Source organism: Erythrobacter cryptus DSM 12079, assembly GCF_000422985.1.
Lineage (GTDB): Bacteria > Pseudomonadota > Alphaproteobacteria > Sphingomonadales > Sphingomonadaceae > Erythrobacter > Erythrobacter cryptus.
Map to the genome: position 1 here is coordinate 13,512 of NZ_AUHC01000005.1, position 21,909 is coordinate 35,420.

Genomic DNA, 21,909 nt, shown 5'->3' on the forward strand with positions numbered 1-21,909 from the left:
CGCGCTATCTGCCAAGCACGCAGCGCTGGCAAGAGCAAAGGCCGCCGCGGCATGGATGCGGCTTGCCGTGTCGCTTCCTTGCGAGGCGGCGCCGGATTTACAAGCGCGGCGCCCTCGCCCATGCTCGCCCGCGTGAGTGCCCCTACCCCGCCCATTCCGCCCGTGCTCGCCCTTCCCGCGCTCCACGCCAGCCATGCCGGAACCTGGCTGCGCGGCGATGCGCAAGGGCCGACCAGAGCGGCATCCAAGGGCGATGCGATCATGGCCGCCGCCGACACCCCGGTGCTGCTGCTCAATGCGCCGCTGGTGGCAAGTCGGCTGGGCTACCCCGATCTTTCCGGCCTTGATCTGCTCGAGGCCTTCGCCTTCGTCCATCCGGCGCGCTTCTGCGTACCCACCCCGCGCGGGCTGGCCGAGGCGCTGGGCCTCGCCCCGCCGGCGAGCGAGGACGATGTGCCCGAACTGCTCCAGCGCGCTGCCGGGGTGCTGATCGCCACCTGCCAGAGCCACGACTGGCCCGAACGTGACGGGGCCTGGAGCGCGCTGCAGGCGCTCGAGCGGCTGCGCTGGCCCTGGGTTCCGGTGCTGAAACCCCATGTCGCACGGCCCGAACGCGCCGAGCGCTGGCTCTTTGCCCGCCTGCCCGAGTGGGAAGAAGCGCCCGAACGCCCGGCCCCGCGGCAGGTGCACCTTGCCCCCGAGGCGGTGCTCGCGCGGCTTGCGCGGCTCACCGGCACCGGCGCCGAGGAACGCGCCGGCCAGCGCGTCTATGCGCTCGAGGCGGCGCGCATCTTCGCCCCGCGCGCCGCAGCGGCGCGCCCGCATCTGGCGCTCGCCCAAGCGGGCACCGGAATCGGCAAGACCCTGGGCTATCTCGCCCCGGCGGCGTTGTGGGCCGAGGAGAGCGGCGGGACGGTCTGGGTTTCGACCTATACCAAGAACCTGCAACGGCAGTTGCGCGCCGAGGCGCGCCGCGCCTGGCCTGCCCGGCGCGCCGATGGCTCGCCCCCGGTGGTGGTGCGCAAGGGCCGTGAGAACTATCTCTGCCTGCTCAATCTCGAGGATGCCTTGCAAGGCGGCTTTGGCGGGCGGGCGGCGGTGCTGGCGCAGCTGGTGGCGCGCTGGGCTGCTTACACCAGCGATGGCGACATGATCGGCGGCGATCTGCCCGGCTGGCTCGCCACGCTGTTCCGCAGGCGCGGGATCGCCGCGCTCACCGACAGCCGCGGCGAGTGCATCTATGCCGGCTGCCCGCATTACCGCAAATGCTTCATCGAACGCGCCGTGCGCGACAGCGCGCAGGCCGATCTGGTGATCGCCAACCACGCGCTGGTGATGGTGGCGGCAGCCCGGGGGCGCGACCCTGCCCTGCGCCCCACCCGCCTGATCTTCGATGAAGGCCACCATGTCTTTGATGCTGCCGATTCGACCTTTGCGGTGAGCCTTTCGGGCCAGGAGGCGATCGAATTGCGGCGCTGGCTGCTCGGCCCCGAGCGCGAGGGACGCGGGCGCCGGCGCGGGCTCGCTGCAAGGCTGGCGGATGTCGCGAGCTATGACGATGCCGGAGCCGAGGCCATCGCCGCTGCCGCCGAGGCGGGCCAAGCCCTGCCGGGCGAGGGCTGGCTCCAGCGCCTTGTCGAAAGCAGCCCGAGCGGGCCGGTCGAGGCGCTGCTCGCCGCGGTGCGCGCGCTCGTCTATGCTCGGGACGAGAGCGGCGGGGCCGAGGCAGGCTATGGCATCGAGACCGAGGCCGCGGGCCTGCCGGGCGAGATGATCGAGGCGGCCGGTGCAGCGGGTGAGGCACTCGCCGCGATCCGCCTGCCGCTGCTGCGGCTCTCCGCCCGGCTCGAAGCGATCCTTGCCGATCCGCCCGACTGGCTCGATGCGCAGGGCCGCGCGCGCATCGAAGGGACGCGCTTTGCACTTGCCTGGCGCTGCGATCTTCTGGCGGCCTGGGAAGCGCTGCTCGCCCGGCTCGGCGGGCCGGCAGATCCTGAATTCGTCGATTGGCTCGCGGTCGAGCGGGCCGAGGCGCGCGAATATGATGTGGCGCTGCACCGCCGCTGGCTCGATCCGACCAAGCCCTTTGCCAAGGTGGTGCTCGAGCCGGCGCACGGGGTGCTGCTGACCAGCGCCACCCTTACCGATCGCGCAGCCGGCGAGGATGGCTGGGCCAGCGCCATTGCCCGCTCGGGCGCCGCGCATGTGGCCAGCACCCCGCTGCTTTCGGCCGTTGCCAGCCCCTTCGATTATGCCGCGCGCGCGGCGGTGCTGATCGTCACCGATATCCGCAAGGGCGATCTGCCCGCGCTCGCCGGTGCCTATGCCCGGATCATCGAGGCCTCGGGCGGCGGGGTGCTCGGCCTGTTCACCGCGATCCGGCGGCTGCGCGCGGTGCATGGCCGGATCGCCGATCGCCTCGCGCGGGCGGGGCTTCCGGTCTACGCCCAGCATGTCGATCCGATCGACACCGGCACGCTCGTCGATATCTTCCGCGAGGACCCGCGCGCCAGCCTGATCGGCACAGATGCCCTGCGCGACGGGGTGGACGTGCCCGGCGATTCGCTGCGCTGCGTGGTGCTGGAACAGGTGCCCTGGCCCCGGCCCGACATTCTCCACCGCGCCCGGCGCGCGGCAGCGGCGGCAAGCAGCGGCGGGGGCAGCGCCTATGATGATCGCATCATCCGCGCGCGGCTTGCCCAGGCCTTCGGGCGCCTCATTCGCTCCGGGCAGGATGCCGGGCATTTCGTGGTGCTCTCACCCGCCTTTCCCTCGCGCCTCCTCAGCGCCTTTCCCGAGGGCACGCCGGTGCGGCGGGTGACGCTCGATGAGGCTTTACAAGCCCTCGCCGCTGGTGTTGGGGGCGTGGCGGATGCGGATGCGGATGCGGATGCGGATGCGGGAGGAGCCTTGCAGCGATGAAAACCCTCGGTCTCCTGCGCCACGCCAAGTCGGACTGGGACGATACCAGCCAGCGCGATTTCGATCGCGGCCTCAACGCGCGCGGGCGCAAGGGCGCAGCGCTGATCGGCGCGCATATTCGCCAGCACCCGGTCACATGGGACAAGCTCATCGCCTCGCCCGCGGTGCGGGTGAAGCTGACGCTCGAATCTGCCCTTCCCGAAATGCCGGTGATCTGGGACGAGCGGCTATATCTTGCCAGCGTCGATACCATCTTCGAGACGATCGAGGCCCATGCCGGCAGCGGCGCCGAGGAGGCCGATGCGATCCTCATCTCCGGGCACAATCCGGGGCTGCAGGACGTGATCCTCGAGCTTGTCGCCCCGGCCAAGGAGAACGCGCTGTTCAGGGAGGCAGCGGCGAAATTTCCCACCGCCGCCTTTGCCGTGCTGGAATGCGACATTTCCCATTGGTCCGAGCTCAAGCGCTATTGCGGCAAGCTCGTCCACTTCACCCGTCCGCGCGATCTCGATCCCACGCTGGCGCCCGAAGGCTAGCGCAGTCACGCCCCGCGCCGGTCCCTAGGTCACCGGCACGAGATTGTCGTCCGAATCGCGGTCGATGATGAAATTGTAGGGATCAACCCCGGCAAAGGCGGGCTTTCTTGCCGTCACCACCTCCACCACCTGCCGCCCGCTGCGCAAGGTGCGGCGCTCCATCGCCAGAACATCAGCCTGGTCGAAGGCGCCCGCACCGGGCCGCTCGACGAACACCCCGATCTCGATCGGCTCGGCCAGCTGTGCGGGCCGCTCCACCCCCTTGCTGTCGGCGTAAAACTTGCCCGCCTCGATGGTGATGCGGGTGCGCCACCGGCCATCGGCACCCCGCCTGCTCACCGCCTCGCGCGCCTTGAGATCATAGATGGTGATCTTCTCGAACAGGTCGGTGATCAGCGCCTGATCCTCGGGCGTCTTCGCTTCCTTGCGCAGCTCGGCGATGAGATCGAGGCTGCGCGGATAGGGCGCGGGCTTGAACTTGTAGCGCGCGACCAGCCGCGCGAGCGCGCGGTTGACCGCCTCCTCGCCAAGCCGGTGCTGGAGCAGATACATCACCAGGCTGCCCTTGCGGTAATGCAGGTGCTGCTGGTTCTCGACCCGGGCAAGCGGCTGCTCGCCCAACACGTCGCCCTTGCGCCCGTCAAGGTAGCGATCGAGCTCGAACTTGAGGAAGCGGCGGATCTTGTCCTCGCCATAGAGCTGCTTCATCACCATCAGCGCCGAATATTGCGCGAGCGTTTCCGACAGCAGCGTTGCCCCCTGCATGTCCGCGCCGATCACCTGGTGCGCCCAATATTGGTGCGCCAGCTCATGCGCGGTGACATAGGAGACATAGTCGATCGTCTCCGGATCGCGCACGTCGGCGGCAAAGCCGATGCTTTCCGAATAGGGCATGGTGCCGGCAAAGGCCTGGGCAAAGCTCTCGTAGCCGGGAAACTCGATGATCCGGGCATAGCCGAACTGGTAGGGCCCGAAATGGCGCTCGTAATAGGCAAGGCTGGCCTTCATCGCCTTGAGCATCCCCGGCACGTTCCAGACATGGCGCGGATCGTGATAGACCGAGAGGGCAACCTTGCCGGCCCGGTCCCTGGCCTCCGCATAGCGCGCCGATTGCACCGAGAAGAAATTGAGGATCGGCGCCGGGCTCTGGAACACGGCGATGCGCCGCCCGTCCTTGATGACGTCCGAGACCTTGTCGCCCGGTGCCACCGGCACCTGATCGGCGGCGGTGGAGATGGTGATGCGCGCATTCACCCAATCCGCCCCGATATAATTGCGCTGCTGCGCGGCGCTGTCCTCGAGCCTTGCCATGCGCAGCTCGTCGGGCAGGCCCTGGCGGCGGCGCTGGGTGCGGTCGGTGAGCAGGCCGAAGCGGCTCATGCCGATCACGGGCGCAAAGGTGGCGTTGTTCACGAAGGTGCCGTTGGCAACGATATCGGTGGCCGCCTCGCGGTTGGCAAAGCCGCGCCGCCACACCTCGGAGGTGAAATCGAGCCGGGTGCGCGCCCCGGGGGTGAGCGGCTCGGCAAAGCGGTAGATGCGGATGCCGTGGCGCGGATCGTGCTGCACCATCCGGGCGCCGGCGATCGCGAGCCGGGGATAGGCGGTCTCTTGCTCCTGGCGCAGCACCAGCTCGCGGATCGGCACGCCGCTGTTGTTGACGAGCTCATAATGGCCCGACGTCGTCATGCGCCGATCTTCGGGATAGATCGCCACGTCAAAGGCGACATCGGTGACCACCGGGCGCGGCAGGGTTTCATAGCGCAGATACTTGCGCTCCATCTCCGCCAACCGCGCCTCGGCCTCGTCGGCCGTCTCGTAGATATTGAGCACCTTGATGTTGTGGTGGATCGCCAGGCCCGTGCCCACCATTCCTGCGAGCGCCGCCGCGCCGATGCCGGCCGATGGCAGGGTGATGCGCCGCGCCATCGCGCGCATCCGCGGCAACACTGAGGTCTGCGTGCCGCGCGGCCACAGCCAATGCGCCAGCACCAGCAGCACCACGCCAAAACAGGCCCAATAGGCGCGCGCGATCAGCCCGCCGATCCAGAAGCCGCCGGTGCCGTTCATGTCGCTGAGCGGTTCGGCCGGGGTGCCGCCGTAATTATAGAGGATGTTGGTGTAGCCGAGGTTCACCATGAAGATGCGCGCGAGGAACCACGCGAGAAACAGCCCCCAGCCGACATACTTGTTGGGGCTGAGCACCTGGAAGAACACCGCCAGCACCGCCACCAGCAAGAGGTCGATCGTCTGCGGCAGAACATAGGCGCCAAGGTAAAGATCAAGCCCGATCGCCGGCGCCCCCTTGATCAGCTGATAGGCGATGCCCGCGAGCATCCCGGCGAGCGAGAGGCCAAGCAGCACCACCAGGATCGCCAAGATCTTGGGCACGAACATCACCCAGGCCGGCACCGGGGCGGCATCGATCAGCTCGCCGATCTTCACCTCACGCTCGCGCCAGACCAGTTCCCCGCCATAGAACACGGCAACGATCAGGCTGATGAGGAACATGTTGGACAGCACGGTCTCGATCACCTGCGCGGTGAGCGGATAGGACGGGGTGCCGTAGAGCGTTTCGGCCAGCGCAAGGTTGAGCGCGACGAAGCCGAGGCCGAGCAGCAGCAGCACCGCAAGGCCCGGGCTGCGCAGCACCAGCAGCACCTCGGTGCGCAGCCGCGCGAGGAAGGCGCCGAGGCGCTGGCCGGCATCAAAGCGCCGGGTGGCCGGGGCGGCAAGGCGCTGCGGCGCGGCGGTCGCCGCGTCCTCGCTGCGGGCCGCCTCACGCGCCAGTCGCCGCTGGCGCCAGCGCGAGGGCGCGCGCTCGGTCATGCTGAAGCGCCACCAGGCCAGCCCCAGGAACAGCGCTGAAAGCCCGAGCGCAAACAGCCGGTTGAACAAGAGGTTGCCTTCAAGCGGGATGGCGCGGGTGTTCATTTCCGCCGCGGTCCAGTAGCGCGTCGCCTCGCCCAGCGCGCCCACGCCGAGCGGCTCGAAGCGCGCCACCTCATCCTGATAGGAGGGATCGGCCCCCAGCACCGCGCCGATCACCAGATAACCCATCACCAGCACCAGCACACCGAGATAGCTCGCCAGCATCGAGCGGGTCAGCGTTGCAAGGCTGAACAGCAGCGCTGAGGAGAGGATGATGTTGGGCACCGCGATCACCAGGAACGGCCAGGCATAGGTGCCAAGGCCCGCCGGCCCCACGGTTTCCGGATCGACCCAGGGCATCGCCGCCCCCACCGCGATCCCCAGCGGCACGGCAAGATAGCCGATCAGCGCGATGGCAAGGCCGCCGAGGAAGCGCCCGGCAAGAAAGCTGGTGCGCCCCACCGGGGTGGCGCGGATCATCGGGCCAAAGCCGGTGGTATCATCGCGCACCACCGCATTGGCGACAAAGGCGGTGATGACGAAGAGGTAGAAGGTCGCCATCACCCCGAGCGCGAAGGTGATGGCAAAAGGGGCATTCTCGTGCACCGCGCCAGGCGTACCGACGCTGACATTGTCGCTGGCGGCAAGGCCGAAGCCGAGCAGGAAGAAGATCGCAAGCGCAACCCAGAACACCGGGTTGGCAAGCTGATAGCGCACTTCAAAGGCAGCAAGACGAGCGGCGAGCATGGCGCGGCCTCCCCCTCAGGAGGCCAGCGCCGCAGCGCGGCGGGTTTCGGCCAGCGTCGCGAAATAGACATCCTCGAGCGTGCCGGTGACGGGCTCGAAGCCTTGGGGCTGCTGATCGGCAAGCACGTGCACGATGACCTGCCCGGCAAAGAAGCGGTGCGAGATGACCTCGTGCGCAGCCTGGATGTCGGGGAGCTGGTGGTGCGGGATGGTGCGCTGCCACACCCTTCCCGCAGTCGCCGAAATCAGTTCACGCGGTGCGCCCTCGAGCCGCACCTTGCCGCCGGCAAGCACCGCCATGCGCGGGCACAGGTCGGCCACGTCCTCGACGATGTGGGTGGAAAGGATCACCACCACGTTCTCGCCGATCCCGGCGAGCAGGTTGAGAAAGCGGTTGCGTTCTTCCGGATCGAGCCCGGCGGTCGGCTCGTCGACGATGATCAGCTGCGGATCGCCGATCAGCGCCTGGGCAATGCCGAAACGCTGGCGCATCCCGCCCGAGAAGCCCGCGATCGCCTTGTTGCGCACCGCCCACAGATTGGTCTGGGCGAGCAGGGTCTCGACCACCGCCCGCCGCTCCCCCCGGGCGGTAATGCCCTTGAGCAGAGCCATGTGATCGAGCATCCGATAGGCCGAAATGCGCGGATATACGCCAAAATCCTGCGGAAGGTAGCCAAGCGTGCGGCGCAGGAGATCGGGCTGCAAGAGCACGTCGATCTCGCCAAAGCGGATGCTCCCCTGCGTGGGTGCCTGAAGCGTGGCGATGGTGCGCATAAGCGTCGATTTGCCCGCGCCATTGGGGCCGAGCAGCCCGAACATGCCCTTGGGGATCGACAGCGTCACGTTGTCGAGCGCACGGGTGCCGTTGGGATAGGTGTGGCTGACGCCTTGAAGTTCGAGCATGATGATCCCCCATGGCGGCCACAACCAGCCTTGTGCTCCATCCTAGCGCCGCGGCGCGCAATGGAAAGCTGCATTGGTGGAGCGGCCCCGCGGCTTTATCGAGCAGGCGGGCGGTTGGTCGATCCGGATGGCCCATTGGTGGGCGGCGGGCTGCGGCGCACCCAGGGCTCATCGCTGCGGCTGATGGTGATCGGCCCGCGCCAGGGGCGGCACAGCGCCAGGGCCTCCGCGGCGCTGCCGCCAAGCCAGATGGCCTGATCACCGGGTGCAAGCAACACGGGCATGCGCTCATGGACGGTGGCGGCATCGCTTCCGGCGCTGTCGGTCATCACCATGGCATAGCAATCGCCCCATTCGGCCGAGGGTCGCCACACCCCGGCCGCGGCGAACAGCGGCGCATCGGGAAGGGTAAGCCAGGTGCGCGTCATTCGCCCTTTGGGACCCTCGGCCTCGGCCCAGGCGGTGAGCGGGATGAGGCAGCGCCGCTGCGCAAAGGCCTGGCGCCAGAAGAAGGTGGAAAGCTTGTCGGCGCGCGCATTGTTGACAGGCTTGGGCTTGAGCTTCTGGCCCTGCTTGCCGGTGAGCACCAGCGGAAAGCCCCAGACCATCGCGCGCACGCGCGCCTCGGCCACCACGAGGCCGGAATAGCCGGGATAGACTTCGGCGGCAAAATTGGCGCCGCCTGCCGCCTCGCGCGCATCGAACCAGGCGGCAACCTCGCCCGCGTTCTTGGTCATGCGGTAGAGGTTGCACACCGCCGCTCAGGCCCCGGCATTGCCGACGACAAAGCAGGCCGCCGCCATCAGCGCCCCGGCCCAGCGGTTGGCGCGGAACCGAACGAGCGGATTGGCGGGATCGACCGGATCGAGACTCGCCACCTGCCAGGCCAGGTGCCCGGCGACGGGGAGCAGCGCCGCCAGCGCGAGGGGATCGGCACGGTAGAGCCAGAAGGCCAGCGCCCACAGGCCCACCGCCGCGGCATAGAAGGCGGCAATCCCGGCGCGCACCCGCGGCCCCAAGGCGAGCGCCGAGGAACGGATACCCACGAGCGCATCATCCTCGCGATCCTGCAGGGCATAGATCGTGTCATAGCCGATCACCCAGGCCACGCACCCGGCATAGAGCGCGGCGAGCACATCCCAATTGTCGGCGCGCAGCTCCACCCAGCCGACCAGCGCCCCCCAGGAGAACACGAGGCCAAGCCAGGCCTGCGGCCACCAGGTGATACGCTTCATGAAGGGATAGGCGGCCACCAGCACCAGGCTTGCCAGCGCCACCACCTGCGCCTGCCAGCGCAGCTGCACAAGCACCACGAGGCCGATGAGGCACAGCGCCGCGAGCCAGCCCCAGGCGAGCCGCTGTGACACCCTGCCGCTGGCCACCGGGCGCGCCGCGGTGCGCGCCACCTGCGCATCGAGATCGGCATCGATGATGTCATTATAGACGCAGCCCGCCCCGCGCATGGCAATGGCGCCAAGCAGCAGCCAGGCCACAAGGCCCCATTGCGGCCCTGCGCCTGCCAGCCACACGGCAAAGCCGCAGGGCCAGAACAGCAGCCACCAGCCGATCGGCCGGTCGAACCGGGCAAGCAGGGCAAGGTCGCGCAGGCCTTGCGGCAGGCGCGCCACCAGGCCGCGGTGTTCGGTGTCGGGGACGATCCCTGTGTTCATCGCTTGCTTCCTAGCCCGCCGTGGGCCTAGGGCCAAGCCATGCCCGCAACCCCCGCATGGCCCCCCAAAAGCGCCCCGCGCCTGTTCGTGCCCCCCGTGCTTGGCCCGGGCGCGCAGCGGCAGATCGAGGGCAACCAGGCCCATTACCTCGCCCGGGTGATGCGGGTGGCGCCCGGCGATACGGTGATCCTGTGCGATGATGCCACCGGCGAATGGGCCGCGCGCGTCGCCGAAGTGGGCAAGCGCGTGGTGGTGCTCGAGGTGGCCGAGCAGCTGCGCGCACGCGAGGCGGTGCCGGATCTGTGGCTGTGCCCGGCGCTGATCCGCAAGGACCGCTTCGATCTCGTGCTGGAAAAGGCAACCGAACTGGGCGCGGCGCGAATCCAGCCGGTGATCACCCGGCGCTGCGTTGCCGACAAGCTCAACCTCGAACGCGCCCGGACGATCACCATCGAGGCGGCCGAGCAATGCGCCCGCACCGCCCTTCCCGACCTTGCCGAACCGGCACGGCTCGAATCGCTAATCGGCAACTGGCCCGGTGATCGCATCCTGTTTTTCGCCGACGAAGCCGGGGGCGCGCCCGCAGCCGAAGCCTTTGCCGCCGCGCGCGGGCCGGCGGCAATCCTCACCGGGCCGGAAGGCGGGTTTGACGAGACCGAGCGCGCGCGCATCCGCGCTCTTGCCGCGGCGCGGCCCGTGAGCCTCGGCCCGCGCATCCTGCGCGCAGAGACCGCCGCAATCGCCGCGCTGGCACTGTGGATGGGCAGCGCCGGGGATTGGTGAGCGCAGGGGCACTGCCGCCCCCGTGGGCCACACCTTGCGGCCTGTTCCGCGCCAGTGCGAATTGGCCTTCCCAGCGGCAGATCGGTTTCCTAAGGCAACCGGCCACGGAGAGGGCCAAGCCGCATGAGCACACGCGAATCCACCACTGCCGACGATCCGGTGATCGAGAGCTTCGAGCAGCTGCTCGCGCCGATGATCCGCGGGGAAAAGCCGCCCGAGCGCTGGCGGATCGGCACGGAGCACGAGAAGCTGGTTTACAAGCGCGCCGATTTTCGCGCGCCGTCCTATGACGAGCCTTGCGGCATCCGCGATCTGCTCAAGGGACTCGAGGCCTTTGGCTGGACGCCGATCGAGGAAGGCGGCAATGTTATCGCCCTCAAGGGCGCGGATGGGGCGATCAGCCTTGAACCTGCCGGCCAGCTCGAACTGTCCGGCGCGCCGCTCGAGAACCTGCACGAGACCTGTGCCGAAACCGGGCGTCACCTCGCCCAGGTGAAGCAGGTGGGCGAGAAATGCGGGGTCGGCTATCTTGGCCTAGGCATGTGGCCCGACAAGCGCCGCGAAGACCTGCCGATCATGCCCAAGGGCCGCTATGCCATCATGATGCGGCACATGCCGCGGGTGGGCAAGCTCGGGCTCGACATGATGCTGCGCACCTGCACCATCCAGGTCAACCTCGACTATGCGTCCGAGGCTGACATGGTGAAGAAGTTCCGGGTGGGCCTTGCGCTCCAGCCGCTGGCGACCGCGCTGTTCGCCAATTCGCCCTTCACGGAAGGGAGGCCCAACGGCTTTCTTTCCTATCGTTCGCACATCTGGTCGGACACCGATCCGGCGCGCACCGGGATGCTGCCCTTCGTCTTCGAGGAAGGCTTCGGCTACGAGCGCTGGGCGCAATACATGCTCGACGTGCCGATGTATTTCGTCTTCCGCGACGGCAAATATATCGATGCCGCCGGGCTATCCTTCCGTGATTTCCTCGAGGGCAGGCTCTCGGTCCTGCCCGGTGAGCGCCCGCGCCAGAGCGACTGGTGGGACCACCTTTCCACCGCCTTTCCCGAGGTGCGGCTCAAGAGCTTTCTCGAAATGCGCGGCGCCGATGGCGGGCCATGGAGCCGCATTTGTGCCCTGCCCGCCTTCTGGGTCGGCCTCCTCTATGACCAGAGCGCGCTCGATGCGGCGTGGGACCTCGTCAAGCACTGGTCGATGGAAGAGCGCGAACGCCTGCGGAACGAAGTGCCGCGACTGGCACTCGCCACGAAATCACCGAGCGGCGGCACCTTGCAGGACTTGGGGCGCGAGGTGCTCAAGATCGCCCATGCGGGACTGAAGGCGCGCGCGCGCCTCAACGCAGCCGGAGACAACGAGACCGGCTATCTCGAAACGCTCGACGAGATTGTCGCCAGCGGCAAGGTGCCGGCCGAGCGCCTGCTCGATGCCTATCATGGCGAATGGAACGGCGACATCACCCGGGTTTACGAGCAATCATTCTAAGGGGGGAGAGGGACATGCTGATCGTTCTGGCCAAGGCCAAGGTGAGCGCTGCCGCGCTTGACGAGGCCCGCAAGGCGATTGCCGCGATGGTGGCAGCGTCCAACGCCGAGGAAGGCTGCATCGCCTATGCCTTCGCGCAGGACCTCCTTGATCCGAGCTTGCTCCACATCGTCGAGAAGTGGCGCGACGAGGCGGCGCTCGCCGCCCATTTTGCGACGCCGCACATGGCCGCCTTCAGCGCGGCGATTGCCGGGCTCGGCTTCGAGGTGATCGAGGCGCGCAAATATCACGCCGATGAGGGCGCGCCGGTGATGTGAGGCCTATTCCGCCGGGAAAGGCGGCGCGCCCTGCGCCCCTGCCGCGGCGGCGCTCCTCTGTCCGCTGAGCCAGCGCCCCAGCCGCACCAGCGGCGCGGTGATGAGGCCCTGCTCGGCCATCCAGGCATGATAGGCGCGATACTTGGGGTCCTCTGCCAAAAGGTGGGCCTCCTCGGTGCGCGCGCGCCAATAATAGATCGCGTTCACCACCAGCAGGAACACGCTGTTGCGCAAGGCATCGGCAAACGAGCCTGAAGTGACGAGGAAGGGCAGCACCGAAGCCCACCAGAACAGGTTCTTGGCGAGATAGGCCGGGTGGCGGGTGAAGCGGTAGGGCCCGTTCGTCACCACCCCGCGATAGGTGAGGTTGGAAAAGCGGATGCCGAACACCACCGTGGCCCAGGCATAGATCGCGGTGAGAAACACGAGCAGCGCCCCCCAGGCCCACAGCAGCGCGGGATTACCGGCAAACCAGTGCGCCCAGCCCGGGGCGGCGATCTCGTAGCTCAGGATCTGCCGGTCGGGGCCGATGATCCCCCAGACGAAGGGCGGATAGCACAGCAGCGCCGCGAGCCACCCGGCAAGCAGCGGATTGCCCGAGCGGATGTGCGAATCGAGCGGGCGCAAGGTGAGGAGGTAGCCCACCGTGCCGATCTCGACATCGATCACGAACAGCAGCGTCACCAACAGGCCGACAAGGCCAACCGGGTCGCTGGCAAGTCTGGAAAGATCGGCCTCCACCACCTGGGCAAAGCCTGCCGGCAGGATCGAGATCATGAAGGCGCCGAAGAAGCCCTTGATCGCCCAGGCGCGCCAGTGCCGGGCGATCGCTGCGCCGTCCCAGGTGCCGCGCCCGATCGCCCCGCCGCCGAGCAGCGCCGCGCCGAAATGCCAGGTGCCATCGCGCGGCTCGACGAGGTAGCGGTCAAGCCAGATGACATAGGGCACCGAAAGCGCCACCAGCGGCACCACGGCAAAGGTGAGCACCTGCATCGCGAACAGGTAGGAGCCTTCCCAATACCAGCGCGCAAGGCCATAGAAGGCAGCGAGGATCGCCCATGTGGCCCACAGCCCGCACAGCTTGACCACCGCGATCGGCAGCACTTCGGCCAAGGGGCGGGGGCGGCGCCAGTCGATCCCGGTCGAGGGCCGCAGGTGCACCTTGTCCACCAGCACCGACCAGAGCGCCATCGGCAGGGCGGCAAAGAGCAGCGCGGCAAGCGCGGCATAGGGCCCGGAGAGCACCCCGCGCTCTGGCCCCAGCGCACCCTCCAGCGCCAAGGCCCCGGCGATGTCGGGATAGCTGCGGCAGAAGGCGATCCAGCCGATCAGCCCGGCAAGCCCGGCAAGGCCGACACCGGTCGAGACATCGCTGGCCGGCGGCGCCGGGCGCGCTGAGGTTGTGGGCGGGACAAGCGGGGCCATGATGCCAAGGCCCATAGCGCAAAAGGGTTAACGCCTTGGCCATGGCGGCCGCGGCGCGGCGCGCACCCCAAGCGCCCGGTTCGCGCGCGCCTAGCGCCAGGCGTGGATGGTGCCGCTGTCGTCGAGGATGTAGAGCATCCCGTCAGCCACGATCGGAGCCAGGCTCACCGGCGCGCCGAGATCGGCGAAGAACTGCGCCGAGCCTTCCCCCGCGCTCACCCGCCACACCTCGCCGCGCGAGCTGGCCACCCACAGCTGCCCCCCGGCGAGCACCGGGCCGGTCCAGAAGATCGGGCCCTTCTTGTCCTCCTCGTCCTTGTAGCGCTGGAGCTGGGCGATCCAGCGCACCCGGCCCGAGGAACGGGCAATGGCGAGCAGGCGCGCATCATCGGTGAGCGTGAAGATCCATTCCCCCGCAATCGCCGGGGTGGAGATGCCGGCAAGGTTGAGCTCCCAGATGCGCTGGCCGGTAACCAGCTCATAGGCGGCCATGCGCCCACCCTGGCCGAGCGCATAGACCCGGCCCGAATCGATGATCGGATCGGCATCAATATCGGTGACGGAGCCCACCGTGGTCGAGATATTGGTGCGCGCCAGCGCGTCCGACCACAGCACGCGGCCGTTTTCGTAGCGGTAGGCGGTCAGCTCGCCGCTCGAATAGCCGGCGACGATGGTGCCCTGCCCGGCGGCGGGCGCGGCCACCCCGAACACCCCCGAAGCGGTGGTCGAGCCGCTTTCGTTCCACACCAGCGCGCCGTTGGAAAGATTGAGCGCCAGCAGCTGGTTGTCCTGCGTCATCACGAACAGCTGGCCAAAGGCGATGGTAGGCGATCCGCGTAGCGGGCCGGCGGGCTTGACCTTCCAGATCACCTCGCCTGTCTCGGCATTCAATGCCTTGACCTCGCCAACGCCGTTGGTGGCATAGACCCGGCCCGCATCATAGCTGACCCCGCCGCCGAAAGCCGAAGGGGACTGGTCCTTGGTAAGATCGTCCTCGACCCGGCTCCAGATCCGCGCCCCGGTGTTCTTGTCGAAGGCGACGATGGCGCCATCGGTGCCCTCGGCATAGAGCTTGCCGCCGCCCACCACCGGAGCCGCGGCAAGCCGCATCCGATTCGTCGAACCGGCCACCTTTGCGGTCCACACTTTCGAAGGGTTCTGCGCCAGCGCAAGGTGACCATAGCTCTTGCTGGCGGTGCCGCCTGCTTGCGCCCATTCGGCATTGATGCGCGGCGGCGGCAGCACCACCGAGACCGCAGCCAGCGCCGGATCGACCTCGGTGCCGCGCTCGATCCGCGAGAGGATCGGCACGCGGTTGCCGATCGTGGGGGTGGTCTTGTCGTCCCCACCGCCAAACAGCCCGCCCTTGCACCCCGTCAGCCCGGCGGCCATCAGGCCCGCCAGCAGCGCGGCGCGCACAAATTTGCTTGTCATCATACCCGTCCGTCCAATCCCGTCACCTATCCGGCCGCATCTGCCGCGGCCGCGCTCCCCCCGTTGGTCTCGGCGCCTTCCTCCTTGAGCAGCTTGCCCACATCCTCGACCGCGTCAACGCCAAGCAGCCCGGCCATCTGCCGCGCGCGTGAGCGCAGGGTTTCAGAGAGGCTCTCATCCTTGGCGATCGCGGCAAACAGCTTGCCCGCCTCGGCGCGATTGCCATTTTCAAGGTGGGCCATCGCCACCAGCTCCGCCGCGCTGCCAAACAGCGCCTGGCCGGGTTTGGCCAAGGGCGCGAGGCGGGCGATCACCTCGGTGGGCTTCATGCTGTCAAACCCGAGCGTGACCTCGCGCAGCAGCGCCAGATCGCGCAGCGCCGGCGGCGTTTCCGGATCGCTGGCAATCGCCTTGTAAAGCACCCGAGCGCGGGCCGGATCGCGCTCCTCGATGGCGTTGCTTGCCTCGATGAAGCGAGCCGCCGCGCGCGCCCCGGGTGAGGCCTCGCCACTCAGCAGGGGCGCGATCTTCTGGTTCGATGTGGCAAAATCGCGCTGCTCGGCATAGTCAAGCGCGGAGATCAGCGTCTCGGACTGGGCCTCGAGCTGGCCCTCGCGCCAGTTGTGCCACAGCATGTAGGCCCCCAGAGCCGCGATCAGCGCGACGATCCCGCCGAGCAGCTTCCACCCATGTTCGCGCAGGAAGGTGAGCAGCGCATCCTCGCGCACCGCCTCGTCGATCTCGCGGATCAGCACCTCGTCCTCGGCCGAGGCGGTCGGGACAGGAGGACGAGAGGTGGGAATGCGTGCCATGGATGGGCCTGTGATCCTTGCCGTGGGTCGGCCCGCCGATCAGGCGGGCCGGTGAGCGCGCTCTTTAGGCAGGTGCTGCCTTGCGCGCAATGGCAGGCTGAGCCCCGTGCCCGGCGGCCCACCGCTTCGTGCAGCACGATTGAACCGGGGATGAAGCGCCGCGCCGCTCAGATCGCCCGCCCGATTGCCGCGCCATAAGCGGCGCGATAGGCCGCGAGCATCGCAGCAAAATCATAATGCGTCCGGGCATGGGCGCGGTTGGCTGCGCCCAGCGCAGCGCGCAGCGCAGGATCGCCCGCCAGCCGCGCGAGCGCGGCCCCCAGCGCGGCGCCATCGCCCGGCGGCACCACCAGCGCGCGGTTGGGCTCGGAGAGCATGGCCCGCACATCGCCGACATCGGGCGCGGCCACCGGTAGGCCCGCGGCCATCGCCTCGGCCAGCGCAAGCGGAAACTGTTCCGAGCGCGAGGACAGCGCGAAGATGTCGAACAGGCCCACCACCCGCGCGGGATCAACCCGCCCCGGGAGATGCACCCTGTCCATCAGCCCATGGGCCGCCGCCGCAGCCCGGATCGCCGCTTCCTCCGGCCCCTCGCCGCAGATGACGAGGTGCCATTCGGGGGACAAGGCGGCACAGGCCTTGACGAGGAGCGGCAGGTTCTTGACCGCGCGCAGGCCGGCGAGCGTGCCAACCCAGTGCGTGCCCGGCGCCTTGGCGAGCGGCAGCGCGGCCGGATCGGGCGGAGCGGCAAAGGCAGCGGTGTCGATCCCGTTGGCAATCCGCAGCACCCGCCCGCGCGGCTGGCGCCAGGCACCAAGCGCGATGCGCTCAAGCCCGTGCGAGGGCACGATCAGCCGCGCCGCCGTGCCCAGGCCCACGCGGCGGTAGAGATTGCGCTGCGGTTTGAGGCCCGCCGCCTCGTCCTCGTTGAAACCATCTTCGTGGTGGATGAGCGGTGCAAGCCCAAGCGCGCGTGCAAACAGGCGATGGGCCATCACCACGTCCATCGCTCCCCAATTGTAGGTGAGGATGAGGTCATGCCCGCGCATCGCTCGGGCCAGGGCCCACAGCCGCGCCGGGCTGGGCCGGCCCTTGAGCGGGGGGAAATCCTCGGGGAAGCTTGCCGCCACCCCGGGATCGATCAGGGCGCGCGCCCCCAGTGCCCCAGGCTCGGCGGAAATCACGCTGTGCGCAAGGCCCTCGCCCAGCGCATTCATCAGCCGCACGCAGCGCACCTCCTTGCCCCCGGCATCGAAGGTCGAATGGCAATGAAGGACGCGAAGGCGCCCGCGGGCGGGTGGGTTCACGCGACCTCGTCCAGCAGGGCGTGGATCGCGGCGCGCACCTCGGGCTCGTCGAGCGTCGGAGCGTGGCCCACCCGCGGCACGGTGATGGTCCGCATCTTTGGGTTGCGCGCTGCCATGCGCTTGACCGTCTCCGCGCTCAGGAGATCGGACAATTCCCCGCGCACCAGCAGCATCGGCACGCCCACCAGGGCCTCGAAGGCGAGCCACAGATTGGGCGGCGCGGCATTGCCGGGCCGGGCGAAAGGCTCGGCAATCGCCATGTCGTAATCGAAGCTGATCCGTCCGTTCTGGGTAACCACCATGGTGCGCTTGGCCAGCTCGAGCCACTGGTCGAGCGTGTAATCGGGAAAGGCCGCGCCGTGGGTTTCGGCCAGCGCCCTGGCGGCGTGCACCCAGGTGGGAAAGCTGCGCCCATGCCCGACATAGCCGGCAATGCGCTGCAACCCCTCCGGCGCGATCTCCGGGCCGATGTCGTTCAGCACCACTGCGGCCATGCGCCCGGGCTGCGCCTGGGCCATCAGCATGATCATCAGCCCGCCCATCGAGGTCCCAATGGCGATGAAGCGGGTGATCGCTTGCTCGGCCAGCAGCTTTTCCACATCCGCGACATACGTGGCTGGGGTGTAGGTTTCGGGATCACGGGCATAGTCGCTCTGCCCGCGCCCGCGCATTTCGGGCACGATCACCCGGCGCTTGGCGCTCAGATCCTCGGCCAGCGCAGCAAAATCACGGGCATTGCGGGTCAGGCCATGCAGGCACAGCACCGGCAGGGCGCTGCTGCCTTCAGGCCCCGGATAGTTGCGATAGTGCAGGTTGAGGCCATCGCTGCTGGTCCAGAAGCGATCTTCGTAAAGTGCAGCCATGAACGGCAATTGTCCCCTCGATCGATCCTTGCCGGGAGCATGGCACAGCCGCATGGCTTGCGCACCCCGACGCTTGGTCGCACTATCGCGGGATGAACGCGCCTGCGCAACTGCCTGATTGGCCCGCCACCTACCGCCCCGATCCGGCGATCCTGCCACTGGCTGGCTGGATCGGCGATGCGGTTGCTGCGGCCGATTTTCCGACGGCGCGGCTGCGCTGGCGCAATGACCGGGCAGCGGCGAGCATCGGGCTCGATCACCTCGACGATGAGGCCTGGATTTCGCATTTCGCCCGCTTCACGCCCCTGCCCGGCAATCTGCCGCAGCCGCTGGCGCTGCGCTATCACGGACATCAGTTCCGGGTTTACAACCCCGAGATCGGCGACGGGCGCGGCTTCCTGTTTGCGCAGCTGCGCGCCGGCGATGGGCGCTTGCTCGATCTGGGCACCAAGGGATCGGGCACCACCCCCTACAGCCGCTCGGGAGACGGGCGCCTCACGCTCAAGGGCGCGGTGCGTGAGATCCTCGCCACCGAAATGCTCGAGGCGCTCGGCGTCAACACCTCCAAGACGCTGAGCGTGATCGAGACCGGCGAGGAACTCTGGCGCAATGACGAGCCTTCGCCCACCCGCTCGGCGGTGCTGGTGCGCCTGTCGCATTCGCATATCCGCATCGGCACCTTCCAGCGCCTCTTGGCGATCGGGGATGAAGCGCGCATGGCGGCGCTGGTTGCCTACTGTCTCGCGCAGTTCCCTGGCCCGCCCCCGCCCGACGATGCCCCGGGGCGCGAGCAACCGGCGGTGCAATTGCTGCACCAGGTGGTCGAGCGCCTTGCTGATCTTGCCGCCAGCTACATGGTCGCCGGCTTCGTCCACGGGGTGCTCAACACCGACAACATGAACATCACCGGCGAGAGTTTCGACTATGGCCCGTGGCGCTGGCTGCCGCGCTGGGATCCGGGCTTTACCGCGGCCTATTTCGATCATGCCGGGCTCTATGCCTTTGGTCGCCAGCCCGAGGCGATCCACTGGAATTGCGGGCAATTGGCCGTGGCGCTGCGGCTGCTGGCCGACAGCGCCCCGCTGGTGGCAGCGCTCGAGCGTTTCGGGCCGCTCTACATGGAGCACGTGGCGCGGCGCTGGTGCTGGCGGCTGGGGGTGGCGCCGCGCGGGCTCGAGGAGGATGCGCGGCTTGTCTCCCTGTGCGAGCGGGACATGCGCGCGGGCGGCTGGCAGCCCGATGCCTTCTTCTTCGCCCATCGCGGCGGGCGCGGGGCCAGGGGCGCGCTGGCCGAAGCGCTCGCCGCCTATGAGCCGCTGCCAGGCGCGCATCCCTATTGGGCCGAGCCCGCCCCGCAGAGCCTGTTGATCGAGGAGGTCGAGGCGATCTGGGCCGCGATCGATGCGGCAGATGACTGGGAGCCGCTTTATGCCAAGCTTGCCGCGCTGCGCCGCATGGGCGAGGCCCATGGTCCCGCGCCAGCCCCGGCGGGCCATGCTGCCGCACAGGCGCACAAGTGATATCCTTTAGCCTGCCTTACCCTATCTTTTGGCGGCTTTCCGCGATAGCGCTGGCAGCAATCGCGGGCCGGCAACGGGGTGCGGGCCGCATCATCAAAGGGGCATGGGCAAGGTGAGCGAGCAGCTTCTCATATCCTTTGAACCGGCCAGCGGCGAGGAGCTGTGGCGCGGCGCGCACAGCGATGTCGAGGCGGCGATCTCGGCCGCGCGCGGTGCCTGGGCAGCCTGGGCAGCACTGCCGCTCGGCACCCGGATCGAGACCTTGCGCAGCTTTGCCAACGAGCTGCGCCGCGAGGGCGAGGCGCTGGCCGAGCTGATCGGGCGCGAGGTGGGCAAGCCCCTGTGGGAAGCGCGCGGTGAAGTCGATGCCGTGGCGGGCCAGGTCGATATCGCCGTCCAGGCCTATGCCGAGCGCACCGGCAAGAAGAAGTTCGATGCAGGCGTGGGCGCCAGCGCCGCGGTGCGGCACAAGCCGCACGGGGTGATGGCGGTGATCGGCCCCTTCTCCGCTCCGGCGCAGGCGCCTTGCGGCCATATCGTGCCCGCGCTGATCGCGGGCAATGCGGTGCTGTTCAAGCCCTCGGAAAAGGCACCCGCGGTGGGCGAAGCGCTGGTCGCCTGCTTCCACCGCGCCGGGGTGCCCGAAGCGGTGATCCAGGCAGTGATCGGCGGGCCGGAGGAAGGCAAGGCGCTGGTCGCCCATCCCGGCGTCGATGGGGTGCTGTTCACCGGATCGGTGCAGGTGGGCCTTGCGATCAACCGCAAGCTTGCCGCCAATCCCGGAAAGCTGGTCGCGCTCGAGATGGGAGGCAACAACCCGCTGGTGGTGGTGGAGACCCCCAAGCTGGCAGATGCGGCCGCGCTGGTGGTGCAGAGCGCCTTTGCCTGTGCCGGGCAGCGCTGCACCGCAGCGCGGCGCCTGATTGTCACCCCGGGCGCGCATGACGGGCTGATGGAGCACCTCGTGCCGCTCACCCGCAAGCTGATGCTGGGCGATCCGGTGGGCGAGCCGCAGCCCTTCATGGGCCCGGTGATCGACAATGACACCGCCGACCGGCTGGCGGAGAGCTTCCTTGCGCTCCTCACCGCGGGCGGGCGCCCGCTCTTGCACATGCGCCGCTCAATGCCCGATCTGCCCTTCATCACCCCGGGCATCATCGATGTCACCGATATCCCCGAGCGGCCCGATCTCGAGCTTTTCGGACCGGTGCTGCAGGTCATCCGGGTGCCCGATCTCGACGCCGCGATCACCGAGGCCAACAACACCCGCTTTGGCCTTTGCGCCGCGCTGATCGGCGGCTCGGCCGAGGATTACGGGCGCTTCTGGGCCAATGTCCGCGCCGGGGTGATCAACTGGAACAGCCCCACCACCGCGGTGTCGCCCAAGGCGCCGCTGGGGGGGATCGGCCTGTCGGGCAACCATCGCCCCGGGGCAGGTTATGCCGCCGATGCCTGCGCCTATCCGGTCGCCAGCACCGAGCTGGATCAGCCGCGCGCCAGCCTTGGCCTCGGGGTGCGCTCCTGAGACCCGTATCAGGGCGCGCGATAGAGAAGCTCGACCGCGGTCATGCCATGGGCTGCCGGGCGGGCCAGCACCAGCAGCCGCGCGCCTGCCTTGCCTTGCGCGGCAATGAGCGCGGCGGGAGCGCTGTAACGGGTGGCTGCCAGCCCGGCGCGACGGGCGCGGACGTAGTGATAATGGAGCACGTCCTCGCCCGCCGCCGGGGTGGCATAGCGGATGATGCGGATGCGGCAGGGGGTCTGATCGGCCCCGGCAGCCTGAAGCACCATCGCCTGCGGCGGCAGGGCAGCGGCGGGGGGAAGATCGGCAGCGAGCAGAAAATCCTCGCCGAGGCGCCGAGCGCAGGCCGCCGGCGCTCCAAGCGCAGCGAGCAAGGCGCCCGCATCCGCCTGCGGCCCCGGCGCGCGCGCAAAGGCGGCCTCGGCAGGCGGCGGCAGGGCCGGGATCGGGCCGCCTTCAAGCAGTGCGATCCGCGCCGCCTCGCGCGCCGCGCGCGCCGCCTCGCGTGTGGCCTTGAACAGCGGCAAGGCGCTGCTGTCAGCCTGGCCGAGGATGGCATTGGCCTCGTTGCGGCTGGCAAGATCGGGATCGCTCATCAATGGATCGTGGAGCGCCCGGGCAACCACTGGATCGCGCGCCAGCGCCGCCTCCTCACCCGCCCCGGCGCGCTCGCGCGGAGCGCAGGCCGCCAGCAGCAGGCACAGCAAAGCAAGGGCAAGGATTCGGGCCACGAGCAGGGAAGTGGCACAATATGGTTAAGACTGCCCCCTGTTCGGGGCTTGG

Annotated in this window: 17 protein-coding genes; 7 read left to right on the forward strand and 10 right to left on the reverse strand. The window is 68.8% G+C overall.

All coding sequences use genetic code 11. The features are described 5' to 3' along the window. The first annotated feature begins 120 nt into the window (after window positions 1-120). Together G524_RS15010 and G524_RS0104815 are read left to right on the forward strand one after the other, a co-directional pair. Complete coding sequence (locus G524_RS15010; protein WP_051220918.1) at window positions 121-2,922, forward strand: ATP-dependent DNA helicase; 2,802 nt, start codon at window positions 121-123, stop codon at window positions 2,920-2,922. Beyond that, window positions 2,919-3,458, forward strand: coding sequence for a SixA phosphatase family protein (locus tag G524_RS0104815; protein WP_027442694.1), 540 nt, complete (start codon window positions 2,919-2,921; stop codon window positions 3,456-3,458). The genes G524_RS15010 and G524_RS0104815 overlap by 4 nt, the downstream gene beginning before the upstream one ends. Window positions 3,459-3,482: 24 nt before the next feature. Here the strand turns inward: G524_RS0104815 and G524_RS0104820 are convergent, their stop codons facing one another. The 4 genes from G524_RS0104820 to ubiA form a co-directional block, all read right to left on the reverse strand. Continuing rightward, window positions 3,483-7,076: an ABC transporter permease/M1 family aminopeptidase gene (locus G524_RS0104820; RefSeq protein WP_027442695.1), complete on the reverse strand. Its 3,594-nt coding sequence runs from the start codon at window positions 7,074-7,076 to the stop codon at window positions 3,483-3,485. 15 nt (window positions 7,077-7,091) lie between these two features. Next, a complete protein-coding gene (locus tag G524_RS0104825) occupies window positions 7,092-7,979 on the reverse strand; it encodes an ABC transporter ATP-binding protein (RefSeq protein WP_027442696.1) in 888 nt (295 codons plus the stop codon). A 95-nt stretch (window positions 7,980-8,074) separates the two neighbouring features. Next, window positions 8,075-8,734, reverse strand: coding sequence for an SOS response-associated peptidase (locus G524_RS0104830; RefSeq protein ID WP_027442697.1), 660 nt, complete (start codon window positions 8,732-8,734; stop codon window positions 8,075-8,077). A gap of 6 nt (window positions 8,735-8,740) precedes the next feature. Next, window positions 8,741-9,649 (reverse strand): 4-hydroxybenzoate octaprenyltransferase, encoded by a 909-nt coding sequence (ubiA, locus tag G524_RS0104835; protein WP_027442698.1) that lies wholly within the window; start codon window positions 9,647-9,649, stop codon window positions 8,741-8,743. A gap of 39 nt (window positions 9,650-9,688) precedes the next feature. Between ubiA and G524_RS0104840 the strand changes: the two genes are divergently transcribed. The 3 genes from G524_RS0104840 (at window position 9,689) to G524_RS0104850 (ending at window position 12,243) form a co-directional block, all read left to right on the forward strand. Further along, window positions 9,689-10,432, forward strand: coding sequence for a 16S rRNA (uracil(1498)-N(3))-methyltransferase (locus tag G524_RS0104840; protein ID WP_027442699.1), 744 nt, complete (start codon window positions 9,689-9,691; stop codon window positions 10,430-10,432). 123 nt (window positions 10,433-10,555) lie between these two features. Continuing rightward, window positions 10,556-11,926 carry a glutamate--cysteine ligase gene (locus G524_RS0104845; protein WP_027442700.1) on the forward strand — a complete coding sequence of 457 codons (1,371 nt, stop codon included), beginning with the start codon at window positions 10,556-10,558 and terminating at the stop codon, window positions 11,924-11,926. 14 nt (window positions 11,927-11,940) lie between these two features. Continuing rightward, complete coding sequence (locus tag G524_RS0104850) at window positions 11,941-12,243, forward strand: putative quinol monooxygenase (RefSeq protein WP_027442701.1); 303 nt, start codon at window positions 11,941-11,943, stop codon at window positions 12,241-12,243. 3 nt (window positions 12,244-12,246) lie between these two features. Here the strand turns inward: G524_RS0104850 and G524_RS15015 are convergent, their stop codons facing one another. From G524_RS15015 to G524_RS0104875, 5 genes are all read right to left on the reverse strand, one after another. After that, complete coding sequence (locus tag G524_RS15015; RefSeq protein WP_051220940.1) at window positions 12,247-13,668, reverse strand: methyltransferase family protein; 1,422 nt, start codon at window positions 13,666-13,668, stop codon at window positions 12,247-12,249. Between the two features lie 90 nt (window positions 13,669-13,758). Further along, complete coding sequence (locus G524_RS0104860) at window positions 13,759-15,102, reverse strand: outer membrane protein assembly factor BamB family protein (protein ID WP_027442702.1); 1,344 nt, start codon at window positions 15,100-15,102, stop codon at window positions 13,759-13,761. 26 nt (window positions 15,103-15,128) lie between these two features. Further along, on the reverse strand, window positions 15,129-15,914 hold the full coding sequence (locus G524_RS0104865; RefSeq protein ID WP_027442703.1) for a tetratricopeptide repeat protein: 786 nt from the start codon (window positions 15,912-15,914) through the stop codon (window positions 15,129-15,131). A gap of 167 nt (window positions 15,915-16,081) precedes the next feature. Further along, on the reverse strand, window positions 16,082-17,221 hold the full coding sequence (locus G524_RS0104870; RefSeq protein WP_027442704.1) for a glycosyltransferase family 4 protein: 1,140 nt from the start codon (window positions 17,219-17,221) through the stop codon (window positions 16,082-16,084). After that, window positions 17,218-18,084: an alpha/beta fold hydrolase gene (locus G524_RS0104875; protein ID WP_027442705.1), complete on the reverse strand. Its 867-nt coding sequence runs from the start codon at window positions 18,082-18,084 to the stop codon at window positions 17,218-17,220. The genes G524_RS0104870 and G524_RS0104875 overlap by 4 nt, the downstream gene beginning before the upstream one ends. Before the next feature lie 92 nt (window positions 18,085-18,176). Between G524_RS0104875 and G524_RS0104880 the strand changes: the two genes are divergently transcribed. Together G524_RS0104880 and G524_RS0104885 are read left to right on the forward strand one after the other, a co-directional pair. Then, window positions 18,177-19,604, forward strand: a complete 1,428-nt coding sequence (locus tag G524_RS0104880) for a protein adenylyltransferase SelO family protein (protein WP_027442706.1) — start codon at window positions 18,177-18,179, stop codon at window positions 19,602-19,604. Between the two features lie 112 nt (window positions 19,605-19,716). Beyond that, window positions 19,717-21,129: a succinylglutamate-semialdehyde dehydrogenase gene (locus G524_RS0104885; protein ID WP_027442707.1), complete on the forward strand. Its 1,413-nt coding sequence runs from the start codon at window positions 19,717-19,719 to the stop codon at window positions 21,127-21,129. 8 nt (window positions 21,130-21,137) lie between these two features. Here G524_RS0104885 and G524_RS0104890 read toward each other — a convergent pair whose 3' ends face one another. Continuing rightward, window positions 21,138-21,857 (reverse strand): hypothetical protein, encoded by a 720-nt coding sequence (locus G524_RS0104890; protein ID WP_156894016.1) that lies wholly within the window; start codon window positions 21,855-21,857, stop codon window positions 21,138-21,140. Window positions 21,858-21,909: the final 52 nt, after the last annotated feature.